General features: G+C 66.0%; 23 protein-coding genes. 8 read left to right on the top strand and 15 right to left on the bottom strand.

The genetic code is table 11. The annotated features are described in order from the left end of the window. Positions 1–9: 9 nt before the first annotated feature. The 8 genes from ACWZHB_RS21855 to ACWZHB_RS21890 all read right to left on the bottom strand — a co-directional run bounded on the left by ACWZHB_RS21855 (position 10) and on the right by ACWZHB_RS21890 (position 9025). Positions 10–138, bottom strand: a complete 129-nt coding sequence (locus ACWZHB_RS21855) for a hypothetical protein (protein WP_427903704.1) — start codon at positions 136–138, stop codon at positions 10–12. A 175-nt stretch (positions 139–313) separates the two neighbouring features. Then, the gene (locus tag ACWZHB_RS21860; RefSeq protein WP_427903705.1) at positions 314–1012 is read right to left on the bottom strand and encodes a hypothetical protein; all 699 of its coding nucleotides are present in this window, start codon (positions 1010–1012) and stop codon (positions 314–316) included. Between the two features lie 80 nt (positions 1013–1092). Further along, on the bottom strand, positions 1093–1827 hold the full coding sequence (locus ACWZHB_RS21865; RefSeq protein WP_427903706.1) for a sirohydrochlorin chelatase: 735 nt from the start codon (positions 1825–1827) through the stop codon (positions 1093–1095). Beyond that, positions 1824–3068, bottom strand: a complete 1245-nt coding sequence (locus ACWZHB_RS21870; RefSeq protein WP_427903707.1) for a uroporphyrinogen-III synthase — start codon at positions 3066–3068, stop codon at positions 1824–1826. Before ACWZHB_RS21870 ends, ACWZHB_RS21865 begins: the two co-directional genes overlap by 4 nt. Continuing rightward, a complete protein-coding gene (gene nirD, locus ACWZHB_RS21875) occupies positions 3065–3445 on the bottom strand; it encodes a nitrite reductase small subunit NirD (protein WP_427903708.1) in 381 nt (126 codons plus the stop codon). Before nirD ends, ACWZHB_RS21870 begins: the two co-directional genes overlap by 4 nt. Positions 3446–3508: 63 nt before the next feature. Next, the gene (gene nirB, locus ACWZHB_RS21880; protein ID WP_427903709.1) at positions 3509–6058 is read right to left on the bottom strand and encodes a nitrite reductase large subunit NirB; all 2550 of its coding nucleotides are present in this window, start codon (positions 6056–6058) and stop codon (positions 3509–3511) included. 29 nt (positions 6059–6087) lie between these two features. Then, positions 6088–7542, bottom strand: coding sequence for a nitrate/nitrite transporter (locus ACWZHB_RS21885; RefSeq protein WP_427909249.1), 1455 nt, complete (start codon positions 7540–7542; stop codon positions 6088–6090). A gap of 337 nt (positions 7543–7879) precedes the next feature. Continuing rightward, entirely contained in the window at positions 7880–9025 is a 1146-nt protein-coding gene (locus ACWZHB_RS21890; protein ID WP_427909250.1) for an MFS transporter, read from the bottom strand. Positions 9026–9432: 407 nt separating this feature from the next. On the opposite strand from ACWZHB_RS21890, the gene ACWZHB_RS21895 reads away from it, so the two are divergent. From ACWZHB_RS21895 to ACWZHB_RS21930, 8 genes are all read left to right on the top strand, one after another. Beyond that, complete coding sequence (locus ACWZHB_RS21895) at positions 9433–10104, top strand: FadR/GntR family transcriptional regulator (RefSeq protein WP_427903710.1); 672 nt, start codon at positions 9433–9435, stop codon at positions 10102–10104. Positions 10105–10272: 168 nt separating this feature from the next. Then, the gene (locus ACWZHB_RS21900; protein ID WP_427903711.1) at positions 10273–11754 is read left to right on the top strand and encodes an MFS transporter; all 1482 of its coding nucleotides are present in this window, start codon (positions 10273–10275) and stop codon (positions 11752–11754) included. A gap of 155 nt (positions 11755–11909) precedes the next feature. Continuing rightward, the gene (locus ACWZHB_RS21905) at positions 11910–12233 is read left to right on the top strand and encodes a hypothetical protein (RefSeq protein ID WP_427903712.1); all 324 of its coding nucleotides are present in this window, start codon (positions 11910–11912) and stop codon (positions 12231–12233) included. Beyond that, the gene (locus ACWZHB_RS21910) at positions 12230–13156 is read left to right on the top strand and encodes an SCO2523 family variant P-loop protein (protein WP_427903713.1); all 927 of its coding nucleotides are present in this window, start codon (positions 12230–12232) and stop codon (positions 13154–13156) included. The genes ACWZHB_RS21905 and ACWZHB_RS21910 overlap by 4 nt, the downstream gene beginning before the upstream one ends. After that, entirely contained in the window at positions 13157–14158 is a 1002-nt protein-coding gene (locus ACWZHB_RS21915) for an SCO2522 family protein (RefSeq protein WP_427903714.1), read from the top strand. It abuts the gene before it with no gap. 13 nt (positions 14159–14171) lie between these two features. Further along, entirely contained in the window at positions 14172–15164 is a 993-nt protein-coding gene (locus ACWZHB_RS21920; protein WP_427903715.1) for an SCO2521 family protein, read from the top strand. A 294-nt stretch (positions 15165–15458) separates the two neighbouring features. Beyond that, the gene (locus ACWZHB_RS21925) at positions 15459–16004 is read left to right on the top strand and encodes a GNAT family N-acetyltransferase (RefSeq protein WP_427903716.1); all 546 of its coding nucleotides are present in this window, start codon (positions 15459–15461) and stop codon (positions 16002–16004) included. 3 nt (positions 16005–16007) lie between these two features. Then, positions 16008–16859, top strand: coding sequence for a hypothetical protein (locus ACWZHB_RS21930; protein WP_427903717.1), 852 nt, complete (start codon positions 16008–16010; stop codon positions 16857–16859). A gap of 3 nt (positions 16860–16862) precedes the next feature. Here the strand turns inward: ACWZHB_RS21930 and ACWZHB_RS21935 are convergent, their stop codons facing one another. The 7 genes from ACWZHB_RS21935 to moeZ all read right to left on the bottom strand — a co-directional run bounded on the left by ACWZHB_RS21935 (position 16863) and on the right by moeZ (position 24565). Next, positions 16863–17840 carry an SCO2521 family protein gene (locus ACWZHB_RS21935; RefSeq protein ID WP_427903718.1) on the bottom strand — a complete coding sequence of 326 codons (978 nt, stop codon included), beginning with the start codon at positions 17838–17840 and terminating at the stop codon, positions 16863–16865. Between the two features lie 69 nt (positions 17841–17909). Continuing rightward, complete coding sequence (locus ACWZHB_RS21940) at positions 17910–18929, bottom strand: SCO2522 family protein (protein ID WP_427903719.1); 1020 nt, start codon at positions 18927–18929, stop codon at positions 17910–17912. Continuing rightward, positions 18929–19852 (bottom strand): SCO2523 family variant P-loop protein, encoded by a 924-nt coding sequence (locus ACWZHB_RS21945; RefSeq protein ID WP_427903720.1) that lies wholly within the window; start codon positions 19850–19852, stop codon positions 18929–18931. The genes ACWZHB_RS21940 and ACWZHB_RS21945 overlap by 1 nt, the downstream gene beginning before the upstream one ends. Before the next feature lie 4 nt (positions 19853–19856). After that, positions 19857–21713: an SCO2524 family protein gene (locus ACWZHB_RS21950; protein ID WP_427903721.1), complete on the bottom strand. Its 1857-nt coding sequence runs from the start codon at positions 21711–21713 to the stop codon at positions 19857–19859. Positions 21714–21968: 255 nt separating this feature from the next. Further along, positions 21969–22511, bottom strand: coding sequence for a GNAT family N-acetyltransferase (locus tag ACWZHB_RS21955; RefSeq protein ID WP_427909251.1), 543 nt, complete (start codon positions 22509–22511; stop codon positions 21969–21971). Beyond that, positions 22421–23272, bottom strand: coding sequence for a TIGR02569 family protein (locus ACWZHB_RS21960; protein ID WP_427903722.1), 852 nt, complete (start codon positions 23270–23272; stop codon positions 22421–22423). The genes ACWZHB_RS21955 and ACWZHB_RS21960 overlap by 91 nt, the downstream gene beginning before the upstream one ends. 111 nt (positions 23273–23383) lie before the next feature. After that, positions 23384–24565 carry an adenylyltransferase/sulfurtransferase MoeZ gene (gene moeZ / locus ACWZHB_RS21965; protein WP_427903723.1) on the bottom strand — a complete coding sequence of 394 codons (1182 nt, stop codon included), beginning with the start codon at positions 24563–24565 and terminating at the stop codon, positions 23384–23386. Positions 24566–24628: the final 63 nt, after the last annotated feature.

Below are 24628 nucleotides of genomic sequence, written 5' to 3' on the forward strand. Positions count from 1 at the left end.
CTACGGCATCTACCCGGCGTCGGGCACGGATACCCGCGCGGCCGCGTCAACGGCGAGCACCTCGTCCAGCTTCGACGCGGTGAGCCCGAAGGTGGTCCGCAGTGCCGAATCGTCGACGACGAACTCGCGGTGGGACATGTGTTTCGTCTCGAACAATTCGCCCAGAACGGGTCCTGCTCGGCGAGTTCGGTGATCTGCTCATCGGTGAGCACCACGAGTTCGGGGCAGGCGGCCAGGCTCAATTCGTCGACACCCCACTCCCCGCCGACGACGGCCTCTCGCTCTCGGCCCCCGAGCGTCTACCGCGCGAACTTCAGTACGGCGCGATTGGCGGATAACCCGGGTAGGGCTGGTAGCCCCGCGGCGCCGGAGGTGCGAAGAAGGGCGAGGACATGCTGTTCCACAGCAGGATCACCGCGGCGAGTCCGATGGCCACGGTGACGGTGCTGAACACCAACGCGATCCCCACCGTCGAGGTGACGAACGCCATCACCGTGCCGATGACATAGAACAGCGCGTTGATCCCGAAGAACACCGTCCCCGTGATCCGCCCCCAGTTCTTCCCCGCCCGGCAGACGAACGCCATCCACACCCACAACCCGGCCGTCACCACCGCACTCACCATGGCCCCACCCACGCTCGCGTACACGAGAAGATCGAGGCTTTCCCCCCGCAACACCCCACCCGAAGCGTCGAGCGCGTCACTGCGCGTCTTGTCGAGCAGCGTGAGCGAGTACGCCATGCTGAGCACCGTGACCACCGCCCCCGCCAGCATCACATAGAACGCGATCTGCACACTCTGCGGAACAACCCGCGGCGCGACATCCACCGGCGGATACACACCACCCGGCACGGGATACGGAGCGCCCGGTCCATAGGACGGCGGCGATCCCGCCGCACCCGGCACCGGACCGAACGGCGGCTGCGGGATGGGCTGGCCCGGCGCGTCCGGATACGCCGTCAGCCCGTCATCCTGGGATGGATAGCCCTGGCCTGCGGCCGAATCTGACATCGAGCTGTGCCCCCCTTGTTGTGAAGTCGGGCCAACTCTAGCGGCAGCCGCCGACACCGGCCGACTGTGGACGATCGGCGTCAGCGAACGCCGACCAGCTCCCGAGCCGCACTGCGATACCGATCGACGATCAACCGGACAACCCCCGGATGGACACCGATCGGCTCGGCCACACCATCGGCTCCAGCGTCATGCAACCGCTGGTGAAAGAGACCGTGCGCCAACAGATAAGACGCGATGTACACCCGTTCCGCGCCCGACTCACGCAGCGACGCAACAACTTCAGGCACCCGAGGCGTCCCCGTAGCCACATACGCGATCCGGACCGGCGCCCCCAGCTGCTCGGCCAGCATCCCCGCAGCCCGCCGAACATCCTGCCGCGCACGCGAATCCGAAGACCCGGCAGCAGCGAAGACAACCGCGTCCCCAGGCATCCACCCGGCAGCCCGCAACCGCATCGCCATCACCCGCGTCAACGCCGGATCCGGCCCCATCGCCTCGGTCACGGCAACAGCGCAGTGCCCACTCTCGGCAATCTCACGCGGAACATCCTGATACACGTGATAACCCGAAGCGAGAAACGCCGGAACAACAACAGCGGGCCCATCGAGATCCCGCAGCACCTCAGAAGGCGAAGGCCCGAGCACATCGACAAACGCAGTCCGCAGCGAAGCGTTCGGCGCCGTGGACACCGAAACCCCGAGTTCGGCAGCCACCGCATCGGCGAGCGCCGCGATCATCTCCACCCCACGCGCACTGCGGGTCCCGTGCGCGACGAGCACCAGCGCCGGATCACCCGGCACCCCGGCGCTCACCACACCCCGATCGCTTGGGCAGGCCGAGGCGACCGCGCGGGCGTCCCGATCCCCGCGGGGTGCGGCGGCTGCACAGCCGGACGCACCGCGGGCGTATCGGAGCAGTCAGCCGCATCCAGGGCCAACCGGTACCCACGCTTCACCACAGTCTGAATAGCCTTGGGAGTCCCGAGCCCGGCCCGCAGTCGCGCGATCGCGGTCTCCACCGCATGGGTGTCGTCACCACCACCGGGCAGTGCCGCGAGCAGATCCTCCCGCGAGACGACCCGTCCCGGCTGGCGAGCCAGCGACCGCATCAACGCCATCGGCGCGGGCGCCAGCTGACGCACCTCACCGTCGACGACCACACAGCCACCACGCACGCTGACCAGATGCCCGGCCGCGTAGATCCGGCTGGCGCGACGCGGAAGTTCTTCTGCCACATGGCGAGCCAGCGCACCCAGGCGGGCACGGCCCGGCATCGTCGTCGGCACGCCGAGCTCTTCCAGCGGTGCCGCGGTGATCGGCCCGACACAGGCAGCGAGCACCCGGCCGCGGAACGCGTGCAGCACCGACTCCAGCAGCCCGGTTTCCTTGGCGCGCATCAACAGTGACGCCACGGCGGGCGCGCTGGTGAAGGTGACGCAGTCCAGACTGCCGGAGATGATCGACTCGATCATCGTGTCCATCGGCCCACGGTCGGCCGGCGGTTCCCACCGGTACACCGGCACCGGAACCACGTCGGCGCCCGCGCAGCGCAGCACCTCGCAGAAGTCGGGAACCGGCTCCCATTCGGTGGTCGCGCCGTGCAGCTGCACCGCGATGCGGACGCCTTCGACGCCCTCGGCGAGCAGGTGATCGAGCACTTCGGCCGAGGACTCCGAGGCAGGCGACCATTCCTCGCGCAGTTCGGCGGCGCGGATCGCGCCCTTGGCCTTGGGGCCACGGGCCAGCATCCGGGTCGAGGCGAGGGTGTCGCGCAGGACCTCGGCCAGACCCCAGCCTTCGGCCGCTTCCATCCAGCCGCGGAAACCGATGCCGGTGGTGGCGACGGTGATCTGTGGCGGATCGGCGATCAGCAGTTCGGTGACCCGCTCGAGCTCGGTGTCATCGGCCAGCGGGATGATGCGGATCGCAGGGGCGGACGCGACGGTCGCGCCCTTGCGGGTGAGCAACGTACTGAATTCCTCAGCGCGGCGAGCCGCGGTGACGCCGATGGTGAAGCCGGCAAGGCAGGGGCCACTGTCGGTGGGAGAGGTCATGGGGTCGGCACCGGTTCGTTCGAGACCGCGACGACGCCGCCGTCGAGTTGGACCGCGTAGACCGGCAGGGACTTGGACTCGTCGTCGAGACAACGACCGTCGATCAGCGAGAAAGCCTGCTTGAGCAGCGGCGAAGCGACGACGGGAATGCCGCCACGGTCACCGATGATGCCGCGCGACATCACCGCGGCCCGCCCGAACGGATCGATATTGCCGACGGCGGCCAGCGTGCCGTCGGTGAGTAGGAACAGAGCCGCCTGACGGCCGCCCTTCAGCAGGACAGCTACGCCGCGCCCCGGGATCAGGAAATCGAGTCGGCAGGCCTGGGTCCAGGTCGCAGTCTCAGTGGTGATGGTGGGTGTGTCGATAACGGTCATCGGTTCCTCCTCCGAACGCCTTACCTATTGGTACAGGCGCCCTGTTTCCGCAGCGTTAAGTGCTTATTTCCCGACTGGTGCTGTGTCCGAACCAACACTGACGGGCATGCCCGGAAGGCCGAGGAGCACTGGTACCTTGCGTTCGCCGCTGTCGTCGAACGAAATCGTCGGATCGGCTTCGTCAGGGGCATTGACGAAGGAGACGAAGCGCGAGAGCTTGTTCTCGTCCTCGAGGACCGCCGCCCACTCGTCCTTGTAGCCCTCGACGTGCTTGGCCATGGCGGCCTCGAGGTCACCGGCGATGCCGAGGCTGTCGTCACAGACAACCGCCTTGAGGTAGTCGAAGCCACCCTCGAGGGCCTCCTGCCACGGCGCGGTGCGCTGCAGACGGTCGGCGGTGCGGATGTAGAACATCAGGTAGCGGTCGATGTAGCTGATCAGGGTCTCGTCGTCGAGCTCACCGGCCAGCAGCACCGCGTGCTTGGGGGTCAGGCCGCCGTTGCCGCCGACGTAGAGGTTCCAGCCGTGCTCGGTGGCGATCACGCCGACGTCCTTGCCGCGGGCCTCGGCGCACTCGCGCGCGCAACCCGACACGGCCAGCTTGATCTTGTGCGGCGAACGAAGACCACGGTAGCGCTTTTCCAGCAACACGGCCATGCCGACCGAGTCCTGCTGGCCGTAGCGGCACCAGGTGGAACCGACGCAGCTCTTCACGGTGCGCAGCGACTTGCCGTAGGCGTGGCCGGACTCCATGCCGACGTCGACCAGGCGCTTCCAGATCAGCGGCAGCTGCTCCACGCGGGCGCCGAACAGGTCGATGCGCTGACCACCGGTGACCTTGACGTAGAGGCCGAACTCCTTGGCGACCTCGCCGATCACGATCAGCTGGTCGGCGGTCACCTCACCACCGGGCATCCGCGGGACGACCGAGTAGGTGCCGTTCTTCTGCAGGTTGGCCAGGAAGTGGTCGTTGGTGTCCTGCAGCGCTGCCTGCTCGCCCTCGAGGATGTGCTCGCTCGAGGTCGACGCCAGGATCGAGGCGACGGTCGGCTTGCAGATATCGCAGCCCGAGCCCTTGCCGTGCTTGGCGATCAGTTCGGAGAAGGTGCGGATGCCGGTGACGGCGACCACGTCGTACAGCTCGGCGCGCGACTGCGAGAAGTGCTCACACAGCGACTTCGACACCGCCACGCCGGACTGCTCGAGCAGCTTCTTGATCATCGGCACACAGCCACCGCAGGAGGTACCCGCGTTGGTGCAGCTCTTGACGGCCGGGATATCGCAGGCGCCCTCGGCGATCGCGCCGCAGATGTCGCCCTTGCTGACGTTGTTGCAGGAGCAGATCTGGGCGTCGTCGGGCAGCGCGTCGGCACCCAGTTCGGCGCCTGCCGGGGAGATCAGCGCGGCGGCGTCGGCGGGCAGCGGGCGCCCGACCAGCGGGCGAAGGGCCGCGTACTGGCTGGCGTCGCCGACCAGGATGCCGCCGAGCAGGGTCTGGGCGTCGTCGGAGACGACCAGCTTGGCGTAGGTGCCCTTGGCCGCGTCGTGGAGCACGACCTCGAGGGCGCCTTCGGTGGTGCCGTGCGCGTCACCGAAGGACGCCACGTCGACGCCCATCAGCTTCAGCTTGGTGGACATATCGGCACCGGGGAACTCGCCCGCACCGCCGAGCAGGCGGTCGGCGACGATCTCGGCGGTGGTGTAACCGGGTGCGACCAGGCCGTAGCAGACGCCCTCGATCGCGGCGCACTCACCGATCGCGTAGACGCTCGGGTCGGAGGTCTGCAGGGTGAGGTCGGTGAGGATGCCGCCGCGGGCGCCGATCTCGAGGCCCGAGGCCTTGGCGAGGGCGTCCTGCGGGCGGACACCGGCGGAGAACACCACCAGCGAGGCCTTGATCTCGGCCTCGTCGGACAGGTGCACGGTGACCTTGTCGGCGCCCTCCTCCTCGATCGAGACAATCTTGGCGGTGCCGACCCCGGTGTGCACATTCAGACCGATATCGGTGACGAGCTTCTCCAGGATCGCGCCACCACCGGCGTCGACCTGGGCGGGCATCAGGCGGCCGTTGTACTCGATGACGTGCGGGGTCATGCCGAGCAAGCGCAGCGCGTTGGCCGCTTCGAGCCCGAGCAGACCGCCGCCGACGACCACACCGTGCGCGCCGGGACCGGCCGCTTCGGCGGCGGCGCGGATGCCGTCGAGATCCTCGATGGTGCGGTAGACGAAGCACTCGGGCAGGTCGTGGCCGGGCACCGGCGGCACGAACGGGTAGGAACCGGTGGCCATGACCAGCGCGTCGTAGGCGATGACGTCACCGTTGGTGCTGGTGACTGTCTTGGCTTCGAGGTCGATGGACTCGCCACGCTGGCCCAGCCGCAGGTCGACCAGGTCGTCGCCGTCGTACATGTTGCCGGGCAGGGCCAGGTCGTCGGCGTTCCAGTTGCCGACGTAGTAGGACAGGCCGACGCGGTCGTAGGCGGGCAGCTTCTCCTCCGACAGGATGATGACCTGCCACTGGCCTGCCTCGTCGCGCGAGCGAAGGGCTTCGACGAAACGGTGTCCGACCATGCCGTGGCCGACCACGACCGCTGTTTTACGAGTGCTGTTCATGAGAGTGACCTCCTTGTAGTGGTCGGTTGTCAGCGAGCCGACGAATTGGCCGACGAAGCGTTGGTTTCGGCCTCGAGGACCATGTGCTCGGCCTCGACCACCACAGCGGAGTCGGAGGTGAGACGGGGACGGCGCAGGAAGACCGTCCAGGTAACGGCGGCGCAGACCACGTAGAAGGCGAGGAACACCCAGAACGCGGAGGTGGCCGAAGCGGTGCTGGCGTAGGAACTGCGCAACACCATGTTGATGCCGACGCCGCCGAGGGCGCCGATGGCGCCGACGAAGCCGATCAGCGCACCGGAGGTGTTCTGCGACCAGGCCGCCTGCTCGACCCGCGAGACCGGCAGGCTCTTGGACTTGGCCTCGAACACCGACGGGATGATCTTGGTGACGGCACCGTTGCCGAAACCGGACAGGACGAACAGGGCGATGAAGCCCGCGACCAGCATGGTCATGGTGGCGCCGGTCGCAACGCCGGAGTTTCCGTCGGCCATCGTCGAGGCGGTGACGACGAGCAGGGCCGCGAGCATCATGGCGCCGAAGGTGGCGATGGTGACCCTGCTGCCACCGATCCGGTCGGCCATCTTGCCGCCGTAGGGGCGGGCCAGCGAACCGAGCAGTGGGCCGATGAAGGCGATCGACGCGGCGTGGATGGCGGCCTGCGCGGCGGTGTCGCCACCGGCCTTGAAGCTGATCTGCAAGATCTGGGCGAAGGCGAAGCTGTAACCGATGAATGAACCGAAGGTGCCGATGTAGAGGAAGGCGATCGCCCAGGACTGCGGCACCCGCAGGGCCTTGACCATGTAGGACAGGTCGGCCTGCTGGTTGGTCAGGTTGTCCATGTAGAACGCGGCGCCGACGGCGGTGACACCGACCAGGACCAGGTAGACCGCGCAGATCACCGAGGCGTAGTCGCCGCCGAGGGTGACCAGCACCAGCAGGCCCAGCAGCTGGATCACCGGGACACCGATGTTGCCGCCACCGGCGTTCATGCCAAGCGCCCAGCCCTTGAGGCGCTGCGGGTAGAAGGCGTTGATGTTGGTCATCGAGGACGCGAAGTTGCCGCCACCGAAGCCGGCGAACGCGGCCACGATCAGGAACGTGGTGTAGGAAGTGCCGGGCTGGTTGACGAAGTACAGCGTCAGCATCAGCGGGACGAGCAGCAGGAACGCGGAGAAGATCGTCCAGTTGCGACCGCCGAAGCGGGCGGTGGCGACGGTGTAGGGAATGCGAAGGAACGCGCCGACCAGGGTGGGCATGGCGACGAGGAAGAACTTGCCCGCCGCGTCGATGCCGTACTTGTCGGTGGGCATGAACAGCACCATCACCGACCAGATCGACCACACCGAGAATCCGATGTGCTCGGCGATCACCGACCAGATCAGATTGCGCTTGGCGACGTCCTTGCCACCGGCTTCCCAGGCCGCGACGTCCTCGGCATCCCAGTTGTCGATGTCGTGGTTCCGCTTCAGCGTGCTCAAGATTGGGCCTCCCAAAAGTGCGATGGCCCAACGGTAGGAAATGGGTATTGCCGAAATGCTGCGGGAAATGTCGCTTGAATCAACGGTTTCTCACCTCCCTCCGGTCAGCGAGGTGAGATCAGCCCTTTTGTTTCCAGCATGTGTCGCAACGATTTCCGCGCGTAAGGAAGCAGCAAGAAATCGGGATATTCACCCGTGAGGGTGTGAGCTGCGCCTCCTCTCAGCGACTTTAGGCCAGAGTCACGCGCGCCGCACTTCGGCAGGCGTCCGACGGTGAGAATTTCGTCGCGTCAGCCCGTTCCCGGTGAGTTACCGATGTACTGGCGAAATCAGTCGTCAGTTACCAAGAATCCTCGAGCATGCGCGGCTTGCACGCTTGCCAGGCACCCGCGAGCAGGACACCGAGGGCGACGAAGAGCATGGCGAACGGGACGAGCCAGCCGCCGGTCCACGTGTGCAGCATGCCGAACAGCAGCGGGCCCGTGCAGGCGATCGCGTAGCCGACGCCCTGCGTGAAGCCGGACAGTGCCGCCGAACCCTGGGGGGTGCGGGTGCGCAGGTTGATCAGCGTCAGCGCCATCGGGAAGGTCGACGGGCCGAGACCAAGCAGCACGACCCACAGCAGCGGGGCCTGCATCGGCGCCACCAGCAAGCCGATGAAAGCGGTCGCGAACAGCACCATGCAGCCGACGACGACGGGGAACGGGTTGCGCATCCGCGAGACGACGGTGGGCGCGCCCAGCGCCGGGATCAGGCCGATCAGCGCGAACAGGCCGACCATGCTGCCGCCGAAACCGGCGCTCGCGCCCGCGTCGGACAGGATCTTGGGCAGCCAGGCGAACATCGCGTAGGTGGTCAGCGAGGTCATGCCGAACATGCCCGCCATCCCCCAGGCCACCGGTGAACGCCAGACTTTGCCGGTCTCCGGCGCCTCGGCGGGCAGTCCGGTGGTGTCGACCGTGTCGCGGCCACGCCGATCGCGCAGCACCACGAACCACGGGATCGCGGCGGCGAAACCGACCAAGGCCCACACGCCCATCGAGATCCGCCAGCCGTGCGCCTCGGCCACCGGCACCGCGATGAACGCCGGAATAACGGTACTGAGCTGCACCATCACGATATAGAGCGAGCTGATCGCGGCCAGATGATCACCGAAATACCGCTTCACCAGCGGGGGAATCACCACATTGCCGATGCCCATGCCGAGCAGCGCGACCCCGGAGAACGCCAGCAACGCACCGGTCCCGGTGGCGAACACGCGCACCAGCGACCCGGCGCCGGCCAGCAACATCGCCACGAACACGGTCCGCTCGAGCCCGAACCGGCGCACGAACAGCGGCGCGATGAGTCCGGCGAGACCGAACATCGCGGTCGGCAACATGCCGAACACCCCGACGATCCCCGTCCCGTACCCGACCTCGGCGCCGATCTTCTCGGCAAGCGGACTGAATGCGGTGACAGCGGCGCGCAAGGTCAGCGCCGACATGATGATGGCCGTCAACACGAGAAGGCGGCCTTCGATCAAAGACCGCCGAGTGATCTCCGGAGCGTCGACCTCGGCCGCGCTGATCTCGGGAGCACCTGGGTAACTCACCGGGGACGGGCTGACTGGACCAGCATCGTCGCGCCGGTCGCCCACGAGGGTCGACGCGACGCCTGAGTCTGGCCAAGATTCGCGGAGAGGCGGAATGAGCGGCGGCACTCGGGAATCATAGGATGACCCGATGACTGCTGCCAAGCGACTGTGAGCGATCTCCCGCGCGAACATGGGTAACTCACCGGGAACGGGCTACCGCACAGCCGACATCCCGCCGGTCGCCCGCCCAGGCCAATCCGCGCACCAGTCCGGCCTGAAGTCCCGGAGCGGCGGAACAGCCCAGTACCCTTGCTGACGTGCAACCCGTCCGGCGTACCAGCCTCATCGCCCAGGTGACCGAACAGCTTCGGGCCGAGATTCGTTCCGGCCGTTGGCCTGTGGGCCAGCGAATCCCCACCGAACCGGAGCTCACCGAGCTCACCGGCACCGGCCGAAACACCGTGCGCGAAGCTGTCCAGGCGCTCGTGCACGCAGGCATGCTCGAACGCCGTCAGGGCTCGGGCACCTATGTGATCGCTACCTCGGAGGTCGGCGGCACCCTGGGCAAGTATTTCGCCGACGCGCAGGAACGCGACATCCTCGAACTGCGCCAGGCCCTCGACACCACCGCGGCGGGCCTGGCCGCGCGCCGCCGCGACGACGCCGATATCGCCACACTGCAGCGCCTGCTCGCCGAACGCAGCAACCGGAACTGGTCCGAAGCCGACCCGGTGGCCATCGCCGCCGACGTCGAATTGCACCGCGCGATCGTCGTCGCCAGCCACAACGCGGTATATCTGGAGTTCTACGATTCGCTGCTGCCGATCATCGAACAGGTGATCCACGCGCGGACCGCGAAATCCGACGACGCCTACGACACCGAGCACGCCGAACTCGTGCAGGCCGTCATCGACGGCGACGCCGAGCGAGCCGTGCAGGCCGCCAACTGCTTCCTCGGGTCACTCATCGCGGAATACCCGGACCGCTGAGCTGCGAATTCTCGCAGTTCCTAATTCCAGGTAACCGGGCTGTCACCACCAGCGAATTCGCGCGGTGAGCCGTAGTTGCCTGGAACGTCACCTGAGGCCATTGTCACGCAACAACCGGCTCCTACCTTTATCTCGACACCGCACACGCGCTCGATCGAGAGGAAGCCGATGACCGCAATCGCCGCCACCGGCCAGGCGACGGAATCTCCGTCGTTCGAATATGAGAAGAAGGGTCGCTGGCTCACCCAGTGGGAACCCGACAATCAGAAATTCTGGGAATCGGGCGGCGAGAAGACCGCCAAGAAGAACCTGTGGTTCTCCGTGCTCGCCGAGAACCTGGGCTTCAGCGTCTGGGTGCTGTTCGGCTCCATCGTCACCGCCATGGGCGCGGCGGGCTTCACCTTCCTGGAAGGCCTCGGCAAAGGTAACCCCACCGCCGTCGCCAACGCGCTGCTGCTGACCTCGGTCCCCACCCTCGTCGGCGCGACCCTGCGCATCCCGTACACCTTCGCGGTCCCCAAGTTCGGCGGTCGAGCCTTCACCGTCTTCAGTGCGGGGATGCTGCTGATCCCGACCCTCGGTCTGGCGTTCTTCATCAACCAGCCCGGTACCCCGATGTGGGTCTTCCTGCTGCTGGCCGCGCTCGCCGGTGTCGGTGGTGGCAACTTCTCGTCCTCGATGGCCAATATCTCGTTCTTCTTCCCCGAAGGCAAGAAGGGCGCCGCGCTCGGTATCAACGCCGCAGGCGGCAATCTCGGTGTGGCGCAAACACAGCTGGTCGCCCCGCTGCTGATCACCTTCGGCACGCACCTGCTCGCCAAGGACGCCGCGGGCTACCGGTTCGGCATCACCCTCGCCATCCTGGTCTGGGTACCGTTCGTCCTGGTGGCCGCGTTCGGCGCGCTGCGCTACATGGACTCGATCGTCTCCGCCAAGGCCGACGGCAAGTCCTACAAGCTCGCGCTCACCAACCCGCACACCTGGATCATGTCGTTTCTCTACATCGGCACGTTCGGTTCGTTCATCGGCTTCTCGTTCGCCTTCCCGACCCTGATCAAGGCCAACTTCCCGCACCTGGCCTCGATCGGCTGGATCAGCATGGTCGGCAACCTGGCCTTCCTCGGTGCGTTCGTCGGATCGTTCAGCCGACCGGTGGGCGGGTGGATTTCCGACAAGGTCGGTGGCGCGCGCATCACGGTGTTCGTCTTCAGCGGCATGGCTGTCGCGGTCGCGTTGATCATGACCGCGCTGTCGATGAAGAGCTTCCCGCTCTACCTCGCCGCGTTCCTGCTGCTGTTCGTGCTCACCGGCGTCGGTAACGGCTCCACCTACCGGATGATCCCCTCGATCTTCGGCGCCACCGCCAAGAAGTACGCCGCCGAACACGGCATGGAGATCACCGAGGCGCAGGCTTCCGCACGCCGTCAGGCCGGTGCCGCGATCGGCGTGATCGGCGCCGTCGGCGCGTTCGGTGGATTCGTCCTGCAGCAGGCACTTCGCCTGTCCAACATCAACTTCGGCAGTATGGCGCCCGCCTTCTGGGGTTACGCCGCCGCGTTCCTGGTGATGGCTGGTGTCACCTGGTGGTGCTACCTGCGCACCTCCGTCGCCACCGACAAGGTGCCGTCGCTGGCCTACGCCAACGTGTAACCACGCCCACCCTCCCGAAAGCCACGTTCGGTCCCCTACCGGACGTGGCTTTCGGCCGTCGTCCAGCAGGAGGCATCGAAACCTTCTACGGCGCAACCGATGACAAGGGTGCAGTCCAGCGGCCACACTTGCAGGAGCAGTCCGGAGGGGAATCGATGAGAATGCGGCCGCGGCAACAACTTCTGGATCTCTGGCGCGCGCACCTGCGCACCTCGTTCCGGGATGGCCGGTGGGTCTGGGGCGGACGCGACGGGCGCAATTCGATCAGCGAGGCCGAACATCTACTCGGCCAGGAGTTTCTCCAAGTCAGCGATGCCATGTATTCACCACGCTTCAAGGAACTGGAGGCGATCAGACAGTCGCTGGACCGGGCCACCGAGATCAGGACCAGGCGGCCGCACACCGCCGACGCGCTGGCCGCCGACGCATTGCTGCGCCTCGACGCGCTCGCCCACGCGCGCGAGGACGCCGGCCGATGAGCACCGACGCGACGCTGGTCTTCGCGACCTCTGACAAAGGTGGCACGGGACGCTCGGTCACCAGCTGCAACGTTGCCTACCGGCTATGTCTGCGCGGCCTCGATGTTGCCTATGTCGACTTCGATTTCGGGTCTCCGACAGCGGGCGCCTTATTCGAGATCGGCGGGGCCGAACGCGGCGTCACCGAGGGGCAAGGGTTGCACTCGTATCTGCTCGGGGAGACCGGCGAGCCGCAGCGACTGATCATCAGCCGCGAAACCGACCGCGCCCAACTGCGTCGCGCCACGCCGGGAGCAGGCCGCCTGGTACTGCTGCCCGGTGACGTGGGCGGCGCCGAATTCGGCTGTGACGAAGCGATTGTCGCGCGCGCCGTCGCGTTGCTCGCCAATCTGCTGAGCGAATTCGCGGTGGTAATAGTCGACCTCAGCGCCGGACGCTCAGCCGCCCTGGAGATCGCCTTGTGGGCCACTGCCTCGACCATGCCGGCGCGCCGCGCGCAGCACTGGCTGGTCTTCCACCGATGGACCCGCGAGCACGTGCTGGCCGCCGGTGGCCTGGTGCACGGACCGCACGGGCTGATCCAGACCGGTGCACTCTTCGGTCACGACCGCGAGGAACTGCTGGCATCCACGCGTTGCGTGCGCACGGCAGTCGCCGGGTCCGATCGGACCCGCACAATGGACCCGGCTCAGGCGGCCTGGCTGAACGAGCAGTCCAAGGCGCTGCGCGAACTGGCCACGGCCGAAGGCATCGGCGCGGCCATGGTGCTGGGGCAGACACCGATCGAGCCGATGCTGCAGTGGCGCGAACAGCTCATCCTCGACGCCGACGTGAACGCCCGGCTCGCCGATCTGGCGACTGTCGAGGCATACACGGATCTGGCTCGGCGACTTACCGATTCGGCGACTTGGGATATCGAGTAGATGAATTCACCAACCTATCGCGAGGCGTCGGAGGAATCGGTCACCGCACCGCTACCCATGGCGCACCTGTCGATCGAGATCGGCCACTTCCGACACGAAGAAATCCTTTACGACACCGACCTGGTCCGCGCCCGATTGCGTCGTGTCGTTCCGCTGGTCGCCGCGTTCATCGAATCGGCGCGGATCGAATTCGGGCCCGACACCCGGGTGAGCACCTGCTACCTCACCGACGACTACTTCCAACCCCGCTTCGAACCGACCACCGTGCTCGACCGACTGCTCGGCGCGGCCGCCGACGCCGGCTTGACGATCGACTACCTGGCCAGGGAATCGGCCTGCAACCAAGCGCCGGTGTTCGCGGGCGGGGAGGCCGTCGGCGCAGCCATCCCGATCGCGGAGATGGTGGCGGCTCGGCTTATCGCCGAGCCCGAGGATGAGGAAGTCACCAACGGCCGCCGGCCACCGACCGCCGAATCCGGGTGGCTGTGTAATGGGCGTCGGGAGCAGAACAGTTCATTGCGCCCGGCCATGCATCCGCAGCCGTATCGGCCGCCGCACGAGTACGGCCGCGGCGAGCATTCGATCTTCCAGGATGTGGAGCTCTGGCACGATCGGGACGGCGCGCGACGCTGGTCGTGCCCATTCCTGACCGCGGTGTGGCAGCTCCTGAGGCTGGGCATGCTGCGCTATCACGGTGCGCCCGTAGTGGATCCGCAGCCGTGGCCCGCGGGCCGGGGTTGGCCGGACCACTGGGCAGACCTGCCGCCGGTGGTTCAGCTCAACCCTGACGCGGCGCCATTCACGGCCTACCGGACGCTGTCGATGCTGCCCAAGCGCTATCTGCTGATCGAGTCGGCGGTGCGGGTCATCCTCGATCACCTCGCACCGGATGACGCTGTCACCGCCCAGGTGTCAGCCCAGGGCGCTGCCGAGCGAGTGCTGGTGTCGCCCGAAGTTGTTGAGCGTGTGGGACATCTGCTGATCGACGGAGCCTGCCAATGACGAGCCAACGCGAATGACATCGCCGCTACGCCGTCCCGCGCCACGACCGCGGATACCGCTCGTAGTACTCGGCGAGATCCACACCTGCCTGCTGCCGCATTCGGTGACCCTGGATGGCCAGGCCACCGAGGAACTGCTGTCCACGGTTGCCGGCGCGACTGTCCTACGCCGAGAACGTCCTGGGCCGCTTCCCTTTTCGCCGCGTCGCGCGACCGGCGTCGACTGCCATCTCGGCTGGGGTACGGTGACGACCGCACGCGCGGTTGGGACAGTGGAGTCGACCGCGGTTGTCGTCGGTGGCCGGTTGTCGCAGCTGTCCGCACACACCACCGTCGTGCGGGCTCGGCAGAAAAAGCGCATGCCGTGGTCGCATTACCTCGGTCAGGTCGGGGTGACAGAGGTGATCGGTGACCTGCCCGACCACGAGTTCGCCGACAAGGCATTGGCCGCAGCCTATTTCGCGCCGCCCGGCCCGAACACGCTGGATCTCGCCTCGATCTGTGCCCGACACCTCGACGAGTTGCGTTCCTCGCCGGTACTGGATCAACGACCCCCGCTGCGAGCACCGGCCACGCGGCTGCGCTGGACCGCCATCATCGGTGGCACCGCCGGGCCAACGGTGTCGATGCGTATCGAGGACAAGCTGTCCAGGACCTTACGAGTGACGGTGCGGCAGGCGACGGATCTCCCCGATGCTCTGCGGTTCTGTCAGGATGTCGCCGTCCACGACTGGCTACTTACGGTCATCGACGCGAAAGTATCTGCGGCCGAACGATTCAGCGACGGCCGGCAGGTCGCCGTGCTCGCCCCGGTGTTCGAACATCTTGCGCACCTGTGGATGCCGGGCGCGCAGGTCTCGGCCGCGATGCGGGCACCGTGGCGGGACCTGCAGGCGGCGGCCAACTTCTCCAAACACTGGACCGCCCGCGTCGAACAGATGCGGCGCCGGATCGAGGTGGCGACGTATTACGCCGCGAGCGGCGAAGACTCGCCCGGTGACAGGTGAATTACTGCCGGACAAGCGGAGCTTCGATGCAATCGCCGAAACTCCGTTTGCCGTGCTCGCGCAGCACGAAATAGCTTGCAGGGCAAGCAGGTCCGCCGGCCTCGCCCACCGCATGCCGCCCCCGTGAGACCATCGCCGCACGAGATCGATGACATCCCGAGTCCTATTGTGCAACATGCTAATTCAAAGAATCTGCCGGGCAACGGCGAGAGCCCGGACCGCCGTATTCCTTCCGCCACAACCTGGTTGCTTTACTCTGGGAGGAGGGCGCATCGAAGCTACGGGGGTCGCGAGTTGGACAGTTCGAGCGAGAGCGGTGCCACCGAGCCCTATTTCCGCCCTGTCGACGTTGACGATCTTACGGCGATCGCAGCGCTGGAATCACAGGAGTTCTCCTCGCAGCCGTACCCGTATTTCGTGTTGCGGCAACTATTCGAGGTCCACGGCTCGCACTGGATGGTAGCCGAAATCGAGCGCAAGGTCTGCGGATACGCACTGATCGCGGTCGGTCAAGAGGGGTCCGCCTGGGTAATCGGCCTCGCGGTAGCGGGTAGCCATCGGGGCCTCGGACTGGGCAAAGAGTTGCTGGTGCGCGCGGTTGATCGCTGCCGTGGTGCCCGGATCGACACGTTGTTCATTACGGTGCGTCCCTCGAACACCCCTGCGGTCAACCTGTACAAAAAGTCTGGATTCGTCTGGGTCGACCACGACGAGCACTACTTCGGGCCCGAAGAACCCCGCGACCTCCTCGCTCATCGCCTGGATGACCCCGGGGGGTATTGGTGGGATGCCGGGCCACAGGACCGTCGTTGGTCCAAGGGCGACGGGCCGCAGGGATAGCTCGTGTTCGGGGAAGATGACCATACCGACCAGCTGTCACCGTTCGTCGCATCGAAGATCACCCTCATCGAACGCCATGCCGATGCCTACCTGGAGGTCCTGGCAGCACCCGGGAGCAGCAGCGAGCAGGACAATCTGGATCAGCTCGATCGCCGGGTCGAACGGGTCCTCGCCGAATACGATCCCCCCTCGACACGGCGCGCGGGCGACAGTCTGGTTTTCGCTCATGTATACGCCCTGATCGACGATATTCCCGAGCACCCGCCCGCAGCGGACCACCCGCTGCGGGTGCTGGCGATGGCGATGTTGGCCGCGGAAATCGAAGCAAGAGGACCTCTTCGCCTGAGCAGAAGACAGAACCGCATGCTGGCGTTGATCTACGAGGATCTCGGAGCGCGGCTACTCGACGTCGGGTTACCCGCGCACGCCTGCGTCGCCTTTCGGCAGGCACGGGATCTTCATGCGATCAACGCCGACCTCGACGATCAGGACCGATGTGGGCTCGCATTGGCCCGGGCCCGCACCCGAGCGCAACGCCGGGGAATCCGCCGCGCGCCGGGCTTCATAGCAAATATCTTGTGCGGCTACGGATATCGACCGTTCAGACTGCTGGGATGGATCGCCTGCGAACTGGCCCTGTTCGCCGGCGCACTGATGCTGGTGACCGACGTCGCGGCCACCACAGCGACACATCTGTCCCTGATCGAATTCCTCAACCCACTCGGACTCGGCGACCTCGACGCCATGGGCCTCGAACCGACGGCCCGGGTGCTGCTGATCGTCGAGTCCTACCTCGGTAGCGTGACGACCTCGGTCTTCTTCGCTCTGCTCGTGCGACGATGGTTCCGGCTCTAGCAGCTACCACTGACGCATTTGCGCCGGAGTTCGGTGCAGCGCGGCCAAAGTCGCTACGGCGACGCGGTCGCGCAATTGCCCGATCCTGGCATGCCACTGACGGGAGAAACCCGGATCCTTCTCCAGTTGCTCCCACAGGCAGCGCAGCGGCGCTGGTGTGTGCGCACTGGGCATCCACAGATGGGCGAGGTGCTGCAATGCCGGTGCCAGCACCGATTCCGGTGTGCTGCCTGATGTTTGGGCGAACTCGGCATCCTCGATGACATCGATGACAGCGGTGAGCAGCCAATCGTGCACGGCCAGATCCTGGCAGTATCGACGAACCTCGGGCAGGTCGTCGACGGAGCCGATCGTCACCAGCGCGGTGCGGATTCGATCTTGGTGCAAACCGAAAAGCACCGAAGCCTGCGCACCGGGCACGACGCGGGCGGCCCACCGCAGCTGTGTGGGTTCGACCAGTAGTGGAGGCTGCTGGTCTAGCCGAACATCACTGTGCACCTTCGTCAGCAGTCGGGTGCTGACAGCAGTGAGATCCAGGACCGGGCCTGCGGCCCGGACAGTGCTGAGAAAGCCGACCACCAGACGATCGGAGATCGTGTCCGACGCCCCGGTCAACAGTTCGACGGTGCCCACTCGCCCCAGATAGTGCGACCACGTCCGTCGCTGCCCCGACGACGCCGCCGGCGCGGCGACAATGGCGTGCGCCGAGCTCTGCAACACCCGACCACCGATAATCAGCGCGTTCGTGGCGATGGTACCGACACCGCGGGATCGGACATGTGGCACCAACTGACAGTCGATGCCGACCGCCAGACGCGGCGATTCGGCCCAATCCAAAGGGCGTTCCCGAGAGAGGCCCGGCCGACCGAGCACCACGTCGAGAAGGTCCACCGCCGCACCGCGGCTGAGCGCCGCGGAATCCGGCAGCAGGCAGGTGCGCACTTCACCCAACGCCACCAAGGGGCGCCCGTCTGTAGGCATGACAAAAGTGTAGGCAACCGGAGCACATTATACGCCGCTGACACCTAAATGTCTCGTGCCAGTTACCGATCAGGACCCGTCGAGCAGTCCGTGCCCGATCCGTGCGCTCACCCGTCCGGGCAGGACGAGTCCTTCGCGACTCGCCCGATCGACAACCGAATTCACCACTCGCTCATCGAGATCGAGATGATCGAGAATCACCCGAACCGCGTGTTCGATGCCGATGTATCGCTCCGGCATCAGCGACAGGGAGCGATACGCGGTGAATGGCTTCGCGTTCGGGTTCAGTTGCATCACCGCGGGCAGATCCCGCCAGTCGCTCGGCCACTCGAATCCCTCGACGTCAGGATCTACCGCCACCGGGGTCACCGCTACCTCGTCCTGATACCGAATCATTCCGAGGCGAAGCAAATGCCACACAGAGGCGAGGAACGGACAGGACCAGAGCCGCCCGTCCGCCGAATTCGAATCCGCACGCCACATCTCGATATCGATGAAAATGGACAGACTTCGTTGACGCCCGTATTCCCGCGGCGGCGTGTACGGGCGGATGTCCATCGCAGGGCCCGATTCGCTCTCACTGGAACGGCGACCGTTGGCCAGCCATCCGAGATCTTGTGCGGGGGGACGCTGACCGGTGGTGTGCTCGATCGGCTCCTCCACCAGCATGTCGGCAACAGCCTTCGCCAGCGGGATCACTTCACCCACCCGTGGTGCCTCGTGGCAGCCGGCCTCGCGCGCGAGATAGTCGATCGGCACGCCACATGCGGCGGCCGCGCTCCGCAGCTTGGGGATGATCTCCCGCGGATCGGTATCGGCGCGAAAGTAGTCGTCGAGCAGGAAACATGTGCTCACCCGAAACGGACCATCTCCACCCGTGTGTGACCACGCCGCGGATTCGCTGGCCACGCGCTCATCGAGCATCGCCCTGACCCGTTCGAATTGCGCTTCGATCCGCTCGACTCCGTTGAGTAGATCCTCCATATAGAAGTGCCCGACTTCGATCGACAGGTGAGACATGTCGGTTGCGGGTACCGTAGCCGTCTCCCCGGCCTCGACATAGCCTGCGAATTCCGCGCTCGTCTGCATCAGACCTCCTGCCATTCGTCGCGACTCACCAGTTTGCGCGCCAGTTCCTGGAACGCGGCCACCGTGGCCGCATTGGCGATCCCGGCGCTGACGTCGACGTCGAGAATCAGTTGCTCGCGCCACTGCAGCACCGGTTCGACCGGGGTGGCACCGATCAGCACTGTCTCCCCGATCCGCTCCGCCGACGCCAGTGCCCGCAACGCGGATTCCTGCTTGTTCTGCCACGCCGCCTGCGGTGCCGTAGCGGCCGAGGTCGGAGTGTTCAATTGCGGTACCGCCGTGCGAACAAAGCGCATGTTGCGGCGCAATTCCTCCGCGTCGTGACCGGCGGCCGTCCCGCCGCGCAGCAACCCGTTCGGTCCGAGCATCAAGCCGCCCGCCGCGAGTATGTGCTGGCGTGTCCACCGATGAAAGACCAACCACCGCACCGTTGTCGCCCGCATCTGCGGTGTAGCGGCGGCACGCAGTGCGAGCTCGAGCGCCACCGACCTGCCTGCGCTCAGATCCACGATTACCACCTTGTTGGCGGCGGCGAGCCCGAGCAACAACTCGACGCACCGGGTGACGATCCCGGGATAGTCCGCCAACTTGGTCAGCTCGCCGCCACCCTCGTCACCGGGCAGCAACGTCAGCTTCGCCAACCTGGTTCGATGCTTGCGGAGGTCCTGGCGATCAGTCTGCTTGTGCACGTCGACGCTGTGCACAAGGCTGTTGCGCCCGGTCAGAAAGGAATGCGTCCCGGAACCAGGCGTTGTTCCCCGCTCGAGCGTGCCGATCTCGAATACCGCGCCCGCAGTCGGCGACCCGAAGTCGAAATCGACATAGACAGTGCTCAGCCCGCTCGCACACAGGCGATGGGCGATATTGCAGCTGGTGACAGACCTACCTGTTCCGCCCTTGTCCGAAGTCGCGAACACAATCATCGTCTCAGCTGCTCCTGGTCGCGTCTTGGGTGGCGAACGCCAACCGGTTCAGCGCTACCAGCGCCGCGGATGCCAGCGTGAACGCAGTACCGGGCTGCACATTGACCAGCTTCCTGGCGCGCTCCAACTTGTCCTCGACGTCATCTAGTTCGATCCTGTTGGGTGATTTGTCCTCGATGCTGACGTTGAGCATCCCCTGGTTGAGCAGATGCTCAGCCTCGTTGAGCAACTCGACGGCGCGCGTGACCATCGCGGGTGAGCGCAGCGGCGCTTCCCTATAGGTCCGGTCGGCCGCAACCAGACATTCCACGATGCGCTCGGTCATGTACCAGGAGGGCGCGGTCACCGGTTCTGTTGCGTCCGTGCCGAATACGGCACCTGGATCGTCCCACAGCCCGGTCGCCGGACCTTCCTGAATCATTCTCCGGTCGAGGTGGTCCATGATCGCCTTGGCCAACTCCATCAGCTGATCACGTGCGGTGATGTTGCCGGACAGTCGGGCCGCCTGCAGACTTCGCTTCAGCAACACCGCGGCGAAATCCGAGACCGCCCACGCCAATCTCGGACCGTTGTCGACCTCTTCACTGCCGCGCAGCACCATTCGAACGCCGGGGTCGTGCAGTTCGACAGCGGGATCAGCACTGGTCGCGCGCCGAAGAATCCGTCCGCGCCTGGCCAGCTCGTCGAAGATGTCGACAGCACGGGTGAGGTCGTCGTCGGATGCCGTGCGGGAGACGAGTTCCTGGATCAGCACCGCCGACACGATGAGACTGAAGTAGTCCGACTCCTCACCGTCGGATGTCCGCCAAGGAATGTCTTCCAATGGCCAACGGCCGGAACCGAACCGGGCGACCGTTGCCCAATAGCGCTGGGTCAGATCCCAGCGGATTCGCAACGCTTCGGCCAGTCGATACTGGTCGTCGTTGAAGAGGTCGAGTTCACGAGTGCGCTGCGAGAGGACGTCGTTGATGCCGTCCAACGCAATCACGGTGAAGTACAGATACGGCCGGGCTTCGGCGACACCATCACCCGTGGCGTTCGCCGCGGCGATGAATTCGACATTGTCCGCACCGGAGACGATTCCCCAGCTCCAGCCGCACTCGAACAACATTCCTTCGTCGTCTAGCGCGGCACCAGGTGCCTTGCCGAGCTTGACATCTGTGCGCAGCCTGGTCCGAACCCGCTCCAGACTCGTCGCGAACTCCTCGACCACGGCCCGCTCCGGCAGGTCCTGCTGATTGAACATCCTCAGCATGGCCTTGCCCTCATCCGAGGTCGGTGCCACGGCATTGACAACGAAGCTGCGCACCAGTCCGGTCATCGCCGCCGTCAAACGGGCGCTCAATTTCTCGGTAGCCGCTGTGACGCGGCCGATCTCGCCACGCCGTTCCGCGCGGATCCAATTCTCGAAGACCCGAAGAAAGCCGAGCCCCGCGATACAGAGCGTCACCGACATGGAGTATCCGTCCACCACTTCGATCTTCTGCTGATCGTCAGTCGGCGGTCGATCTGGTTCGGTGGACTGCAGATAGCTGCCTGCGTCGAAGAGCGGTTCACCGGTCGCCACGTCTGTGTTGCGATCCAGGTAATCCTCCATCACCTCGAGGACTTTCAGCCCGATCGCCTTCGGTCCGCCCAGCGGTGATAACACTCCCTTGACATCGTCGGACATGTCGTCGGGGCGGTCGAGCGTGAATCCAACGATCTCGGTGGCCGGATACAGCAAGCAGAGCAACTGTTCGGAGTCGCTGATCGAATTTGCACCACGAATACCGCCCCACTGCCAGGCACCGTCGTCGTAGCACGACCCGACCAGCGCACGCCAGATTTCCAGAATCTGTTTCCTGGGCTGAATCCTCATCTGCGGCCGACCTCATTCAGTCATCGAAGCCTGTGAGCCCATGGGAGGCCCCGCGGGCAATGCCCTGAATTTACCCCGATGAGATGCAAGTCGCCACCGAATCCGATTGCCCAGCACCACATCTCGATCTAGACGACCATCCGGATAGATCAGACATCACAGTGCAGATCGCACCGTATCCGCCGTTCTCGCCAACCCCGGGAATGCTTCAGGGGCACAACACAGGTGCATCGCATGTGCTGAGTTCGCCGTGAACTATCTAGCGGTCTTGTAGACCAGCACGTCGCGCGGTTCGTCATGGCCGAAGTACCGTTCGTCGTGCTCGCGCAGCACGAAACCGAAGTCCTTGAACAGCCTGTAGGCCGCGACGTTCTGTGGGTCGACCGTCAACCAGACCTCATCCACGTCACCCTTTTCCTGGCAGACCTCGACGCTGCGCCGCAGCAGGCCGTGGCCGTAACCGCACCCGCGCCGATCGGGCAAGACAGCCAGGCTGATCAGCCATGCCCTCGCGTATTCGCCCATGATGGTCATCGCGTAGCCGACGACCTTGTCCTCGTCGCCGCCGGATTCGACCGCGACGACGCAGCGGGAACTGTTCAAGTCCATGAACGCCCGCAGCTGATCTCTGACATCGAAATCAGAGGACGTGTACTCAGGATGTGTTCGACAGCGACCGGTGAGGCTGGGCCGGGGTGGTTTCCTCGTCAGAGCGCCAAACGGACCATGTCGGCGGTGCGGGCGAGGCCAGGGAAGGCTTCGGGGGTCGAGCGGGGATGCAGGGCGTGGACTGCCAATCGGAACATCAACGCGCGCAACAACATTTGGGGCCATTCGGGCAGGGTGGCCCAGCGGTCGAGGAGACCGTCGTCGCCACCGCCCCAGGCCAATGCGTCGACGACCACGACCCCCGCGGCCCACGTAGCGGGGCGCCAGTAGGGGGTGATGTCGGTGAGGCCGGGGGTGTGCGCGCCGGTGAACAGGACCGTGCCGAAGAGGTCGCCGTGGACGAGCTGGTCGGGGCCGCGGACCGGCTTGCGCAAGGTGGAGAGCTGGCCGATCAGTTCGAGGGAACGCTGGCCGTCGGGGGTGGCGGCGATGGGGACGCCGCCCGCGCGCAGGGTGCGCAGCGGGACCGATTCCCAGGCGGCGCGGTCGGCGGCGACGAAGACGTCCACGTCGACCCAGGGGGCGACGGGCGGCTGGACCAGGAAGCGGGGGCGTTCCAATTCCGCTGTCGCCTTGTGCAGGCGCAGCGAGACCGAGACGACCTCGTCGTGGCGGGGTTCGGGGGCGCCGTCGACGTAGGTGTCGGCGCGCCAACCGGAGACGACATAGCGACCGTCGGTGGCGCGGACGGGACGGGCCACGCGCAGACCGTCGACGGCGAGATGTTCCCGAACTTTCGCCGACCACGCGGCCCGCGCGTGATCGGCGACGGGGCTGAGTACCACGTCACCCATGCGCCAGCCACCGTCCCAGTCCCCTAGGGAAACCGGCGTCACTTCGCGAAGCCCGAATGTGGCTCGCACATGCTCGGGAGGTTCGACTGAGGTCACGGCCGTACCGTAACCCCGCGATCACCGGAGGTGCCCCAAGGCACGCTGTGATACTCCACTTTGCGACCTCACCGCAATCAGCGGCGAGGTCGCAAACCGGTGGCTATCGGGTCAGTAGACCGGAAGTGACGGATCGACCTGCTTGGCCCAGGCCACCACACCGCCCTGCAGATGCGTCGCGTCGGCGAAACCGGCGCGCTTCAACGCAGCCAGCGTCTCCGCCGAACGGATACCGGTCTTGCAGTACAGGACGACCGGCTTGTCCTGCGGCAGTTCGGCCAGCGCCTCGCCGGACAGGATGCGGTCCTTGGGAACCAGGGTCGCGCCCGCGATGCGGACGATGTCCCACTCCACCGGCTCGCGCACGTCGATCAACTCGACCTTGTCGGCGTCGAGCAGGTCCTTGAGTTCGGCGGCGGTGATGGTCGACCCGGCCGCGGCCGCGGTGCCCTCCTCCGACACCACACCGCAGAACGCGTCGTAGTCGATCAGTTCGGTGATCGGCTCGCGTTGCGGATCGCGGCGCAGCTTGATGGTGCGGTAGTTCATGTCGAGTGCGTCGTAGACCATCAGGCGGCCGAGCAGCGTCTCACCGATGCCGGTGATCAGCTTGATCGCCTCGGTCACCATCACCGAACCGATCGACGCGCACAGCACGCCGAGCACGCCACCCTCGGCGCAGGACGGGACCATGCCCGGCGGCGGGGCTTCCGGGTACAGGTCGCGGTAGTTGATGCCGCGGCCGTCGGGGGCGTCTTCCCAGAACACCGAGACCTGGCCCTCGAAGCGGTAGATCGAGCCCCACACGTAGGGCTTGCCCGCGAGGACAGCGGCGTCGTTGACGAGGTAGCGGGTGGCGAAGTTGTCGGTGCCGTCGACGATCAGGTCGTATTCGGCGAACAGTTCGACCGCGTTCTCGGGTTCCAGGCGGATCTTGTGCAGCCGCACGTCGATCCCGGAATTGATCTCCAGGATGGAATCGCGGGCGCTGTCGGCCTTGGGGCGGCCGATATCGGATTCGCCGTGGATGATCTGGCGCTGCAGGTTGGAGGCGTCGACCTCGTCGAACTCGACGATGCCGAGGGTGCCGACACCGGCGGCGGCCAGGTAGAGCAGGGCGGGCGAGCCGAGGCCGCCCGCGCCGATCACGAGGACCTTGGCGTTCTTCAGCCGCTTCTGACCGTCGACGCCGAGATCGGGGATGATCAGATGCCTGCTGTAGCGAGCGATCTCGTCCTTGGACAGTTCCGCCGCCGGCTCGACTAGCGGCGGCAAGGTCCCGTTGGAAGACACGTAAGAACTCCTGTGTTTTTGGCGGCTGCGAACCATTGGCCGTTCTGCTGACTACAACAAGAC

The sequence above is a fragment of the Nocardia sp. FBN12 genome (assembly GCF_054031145.1).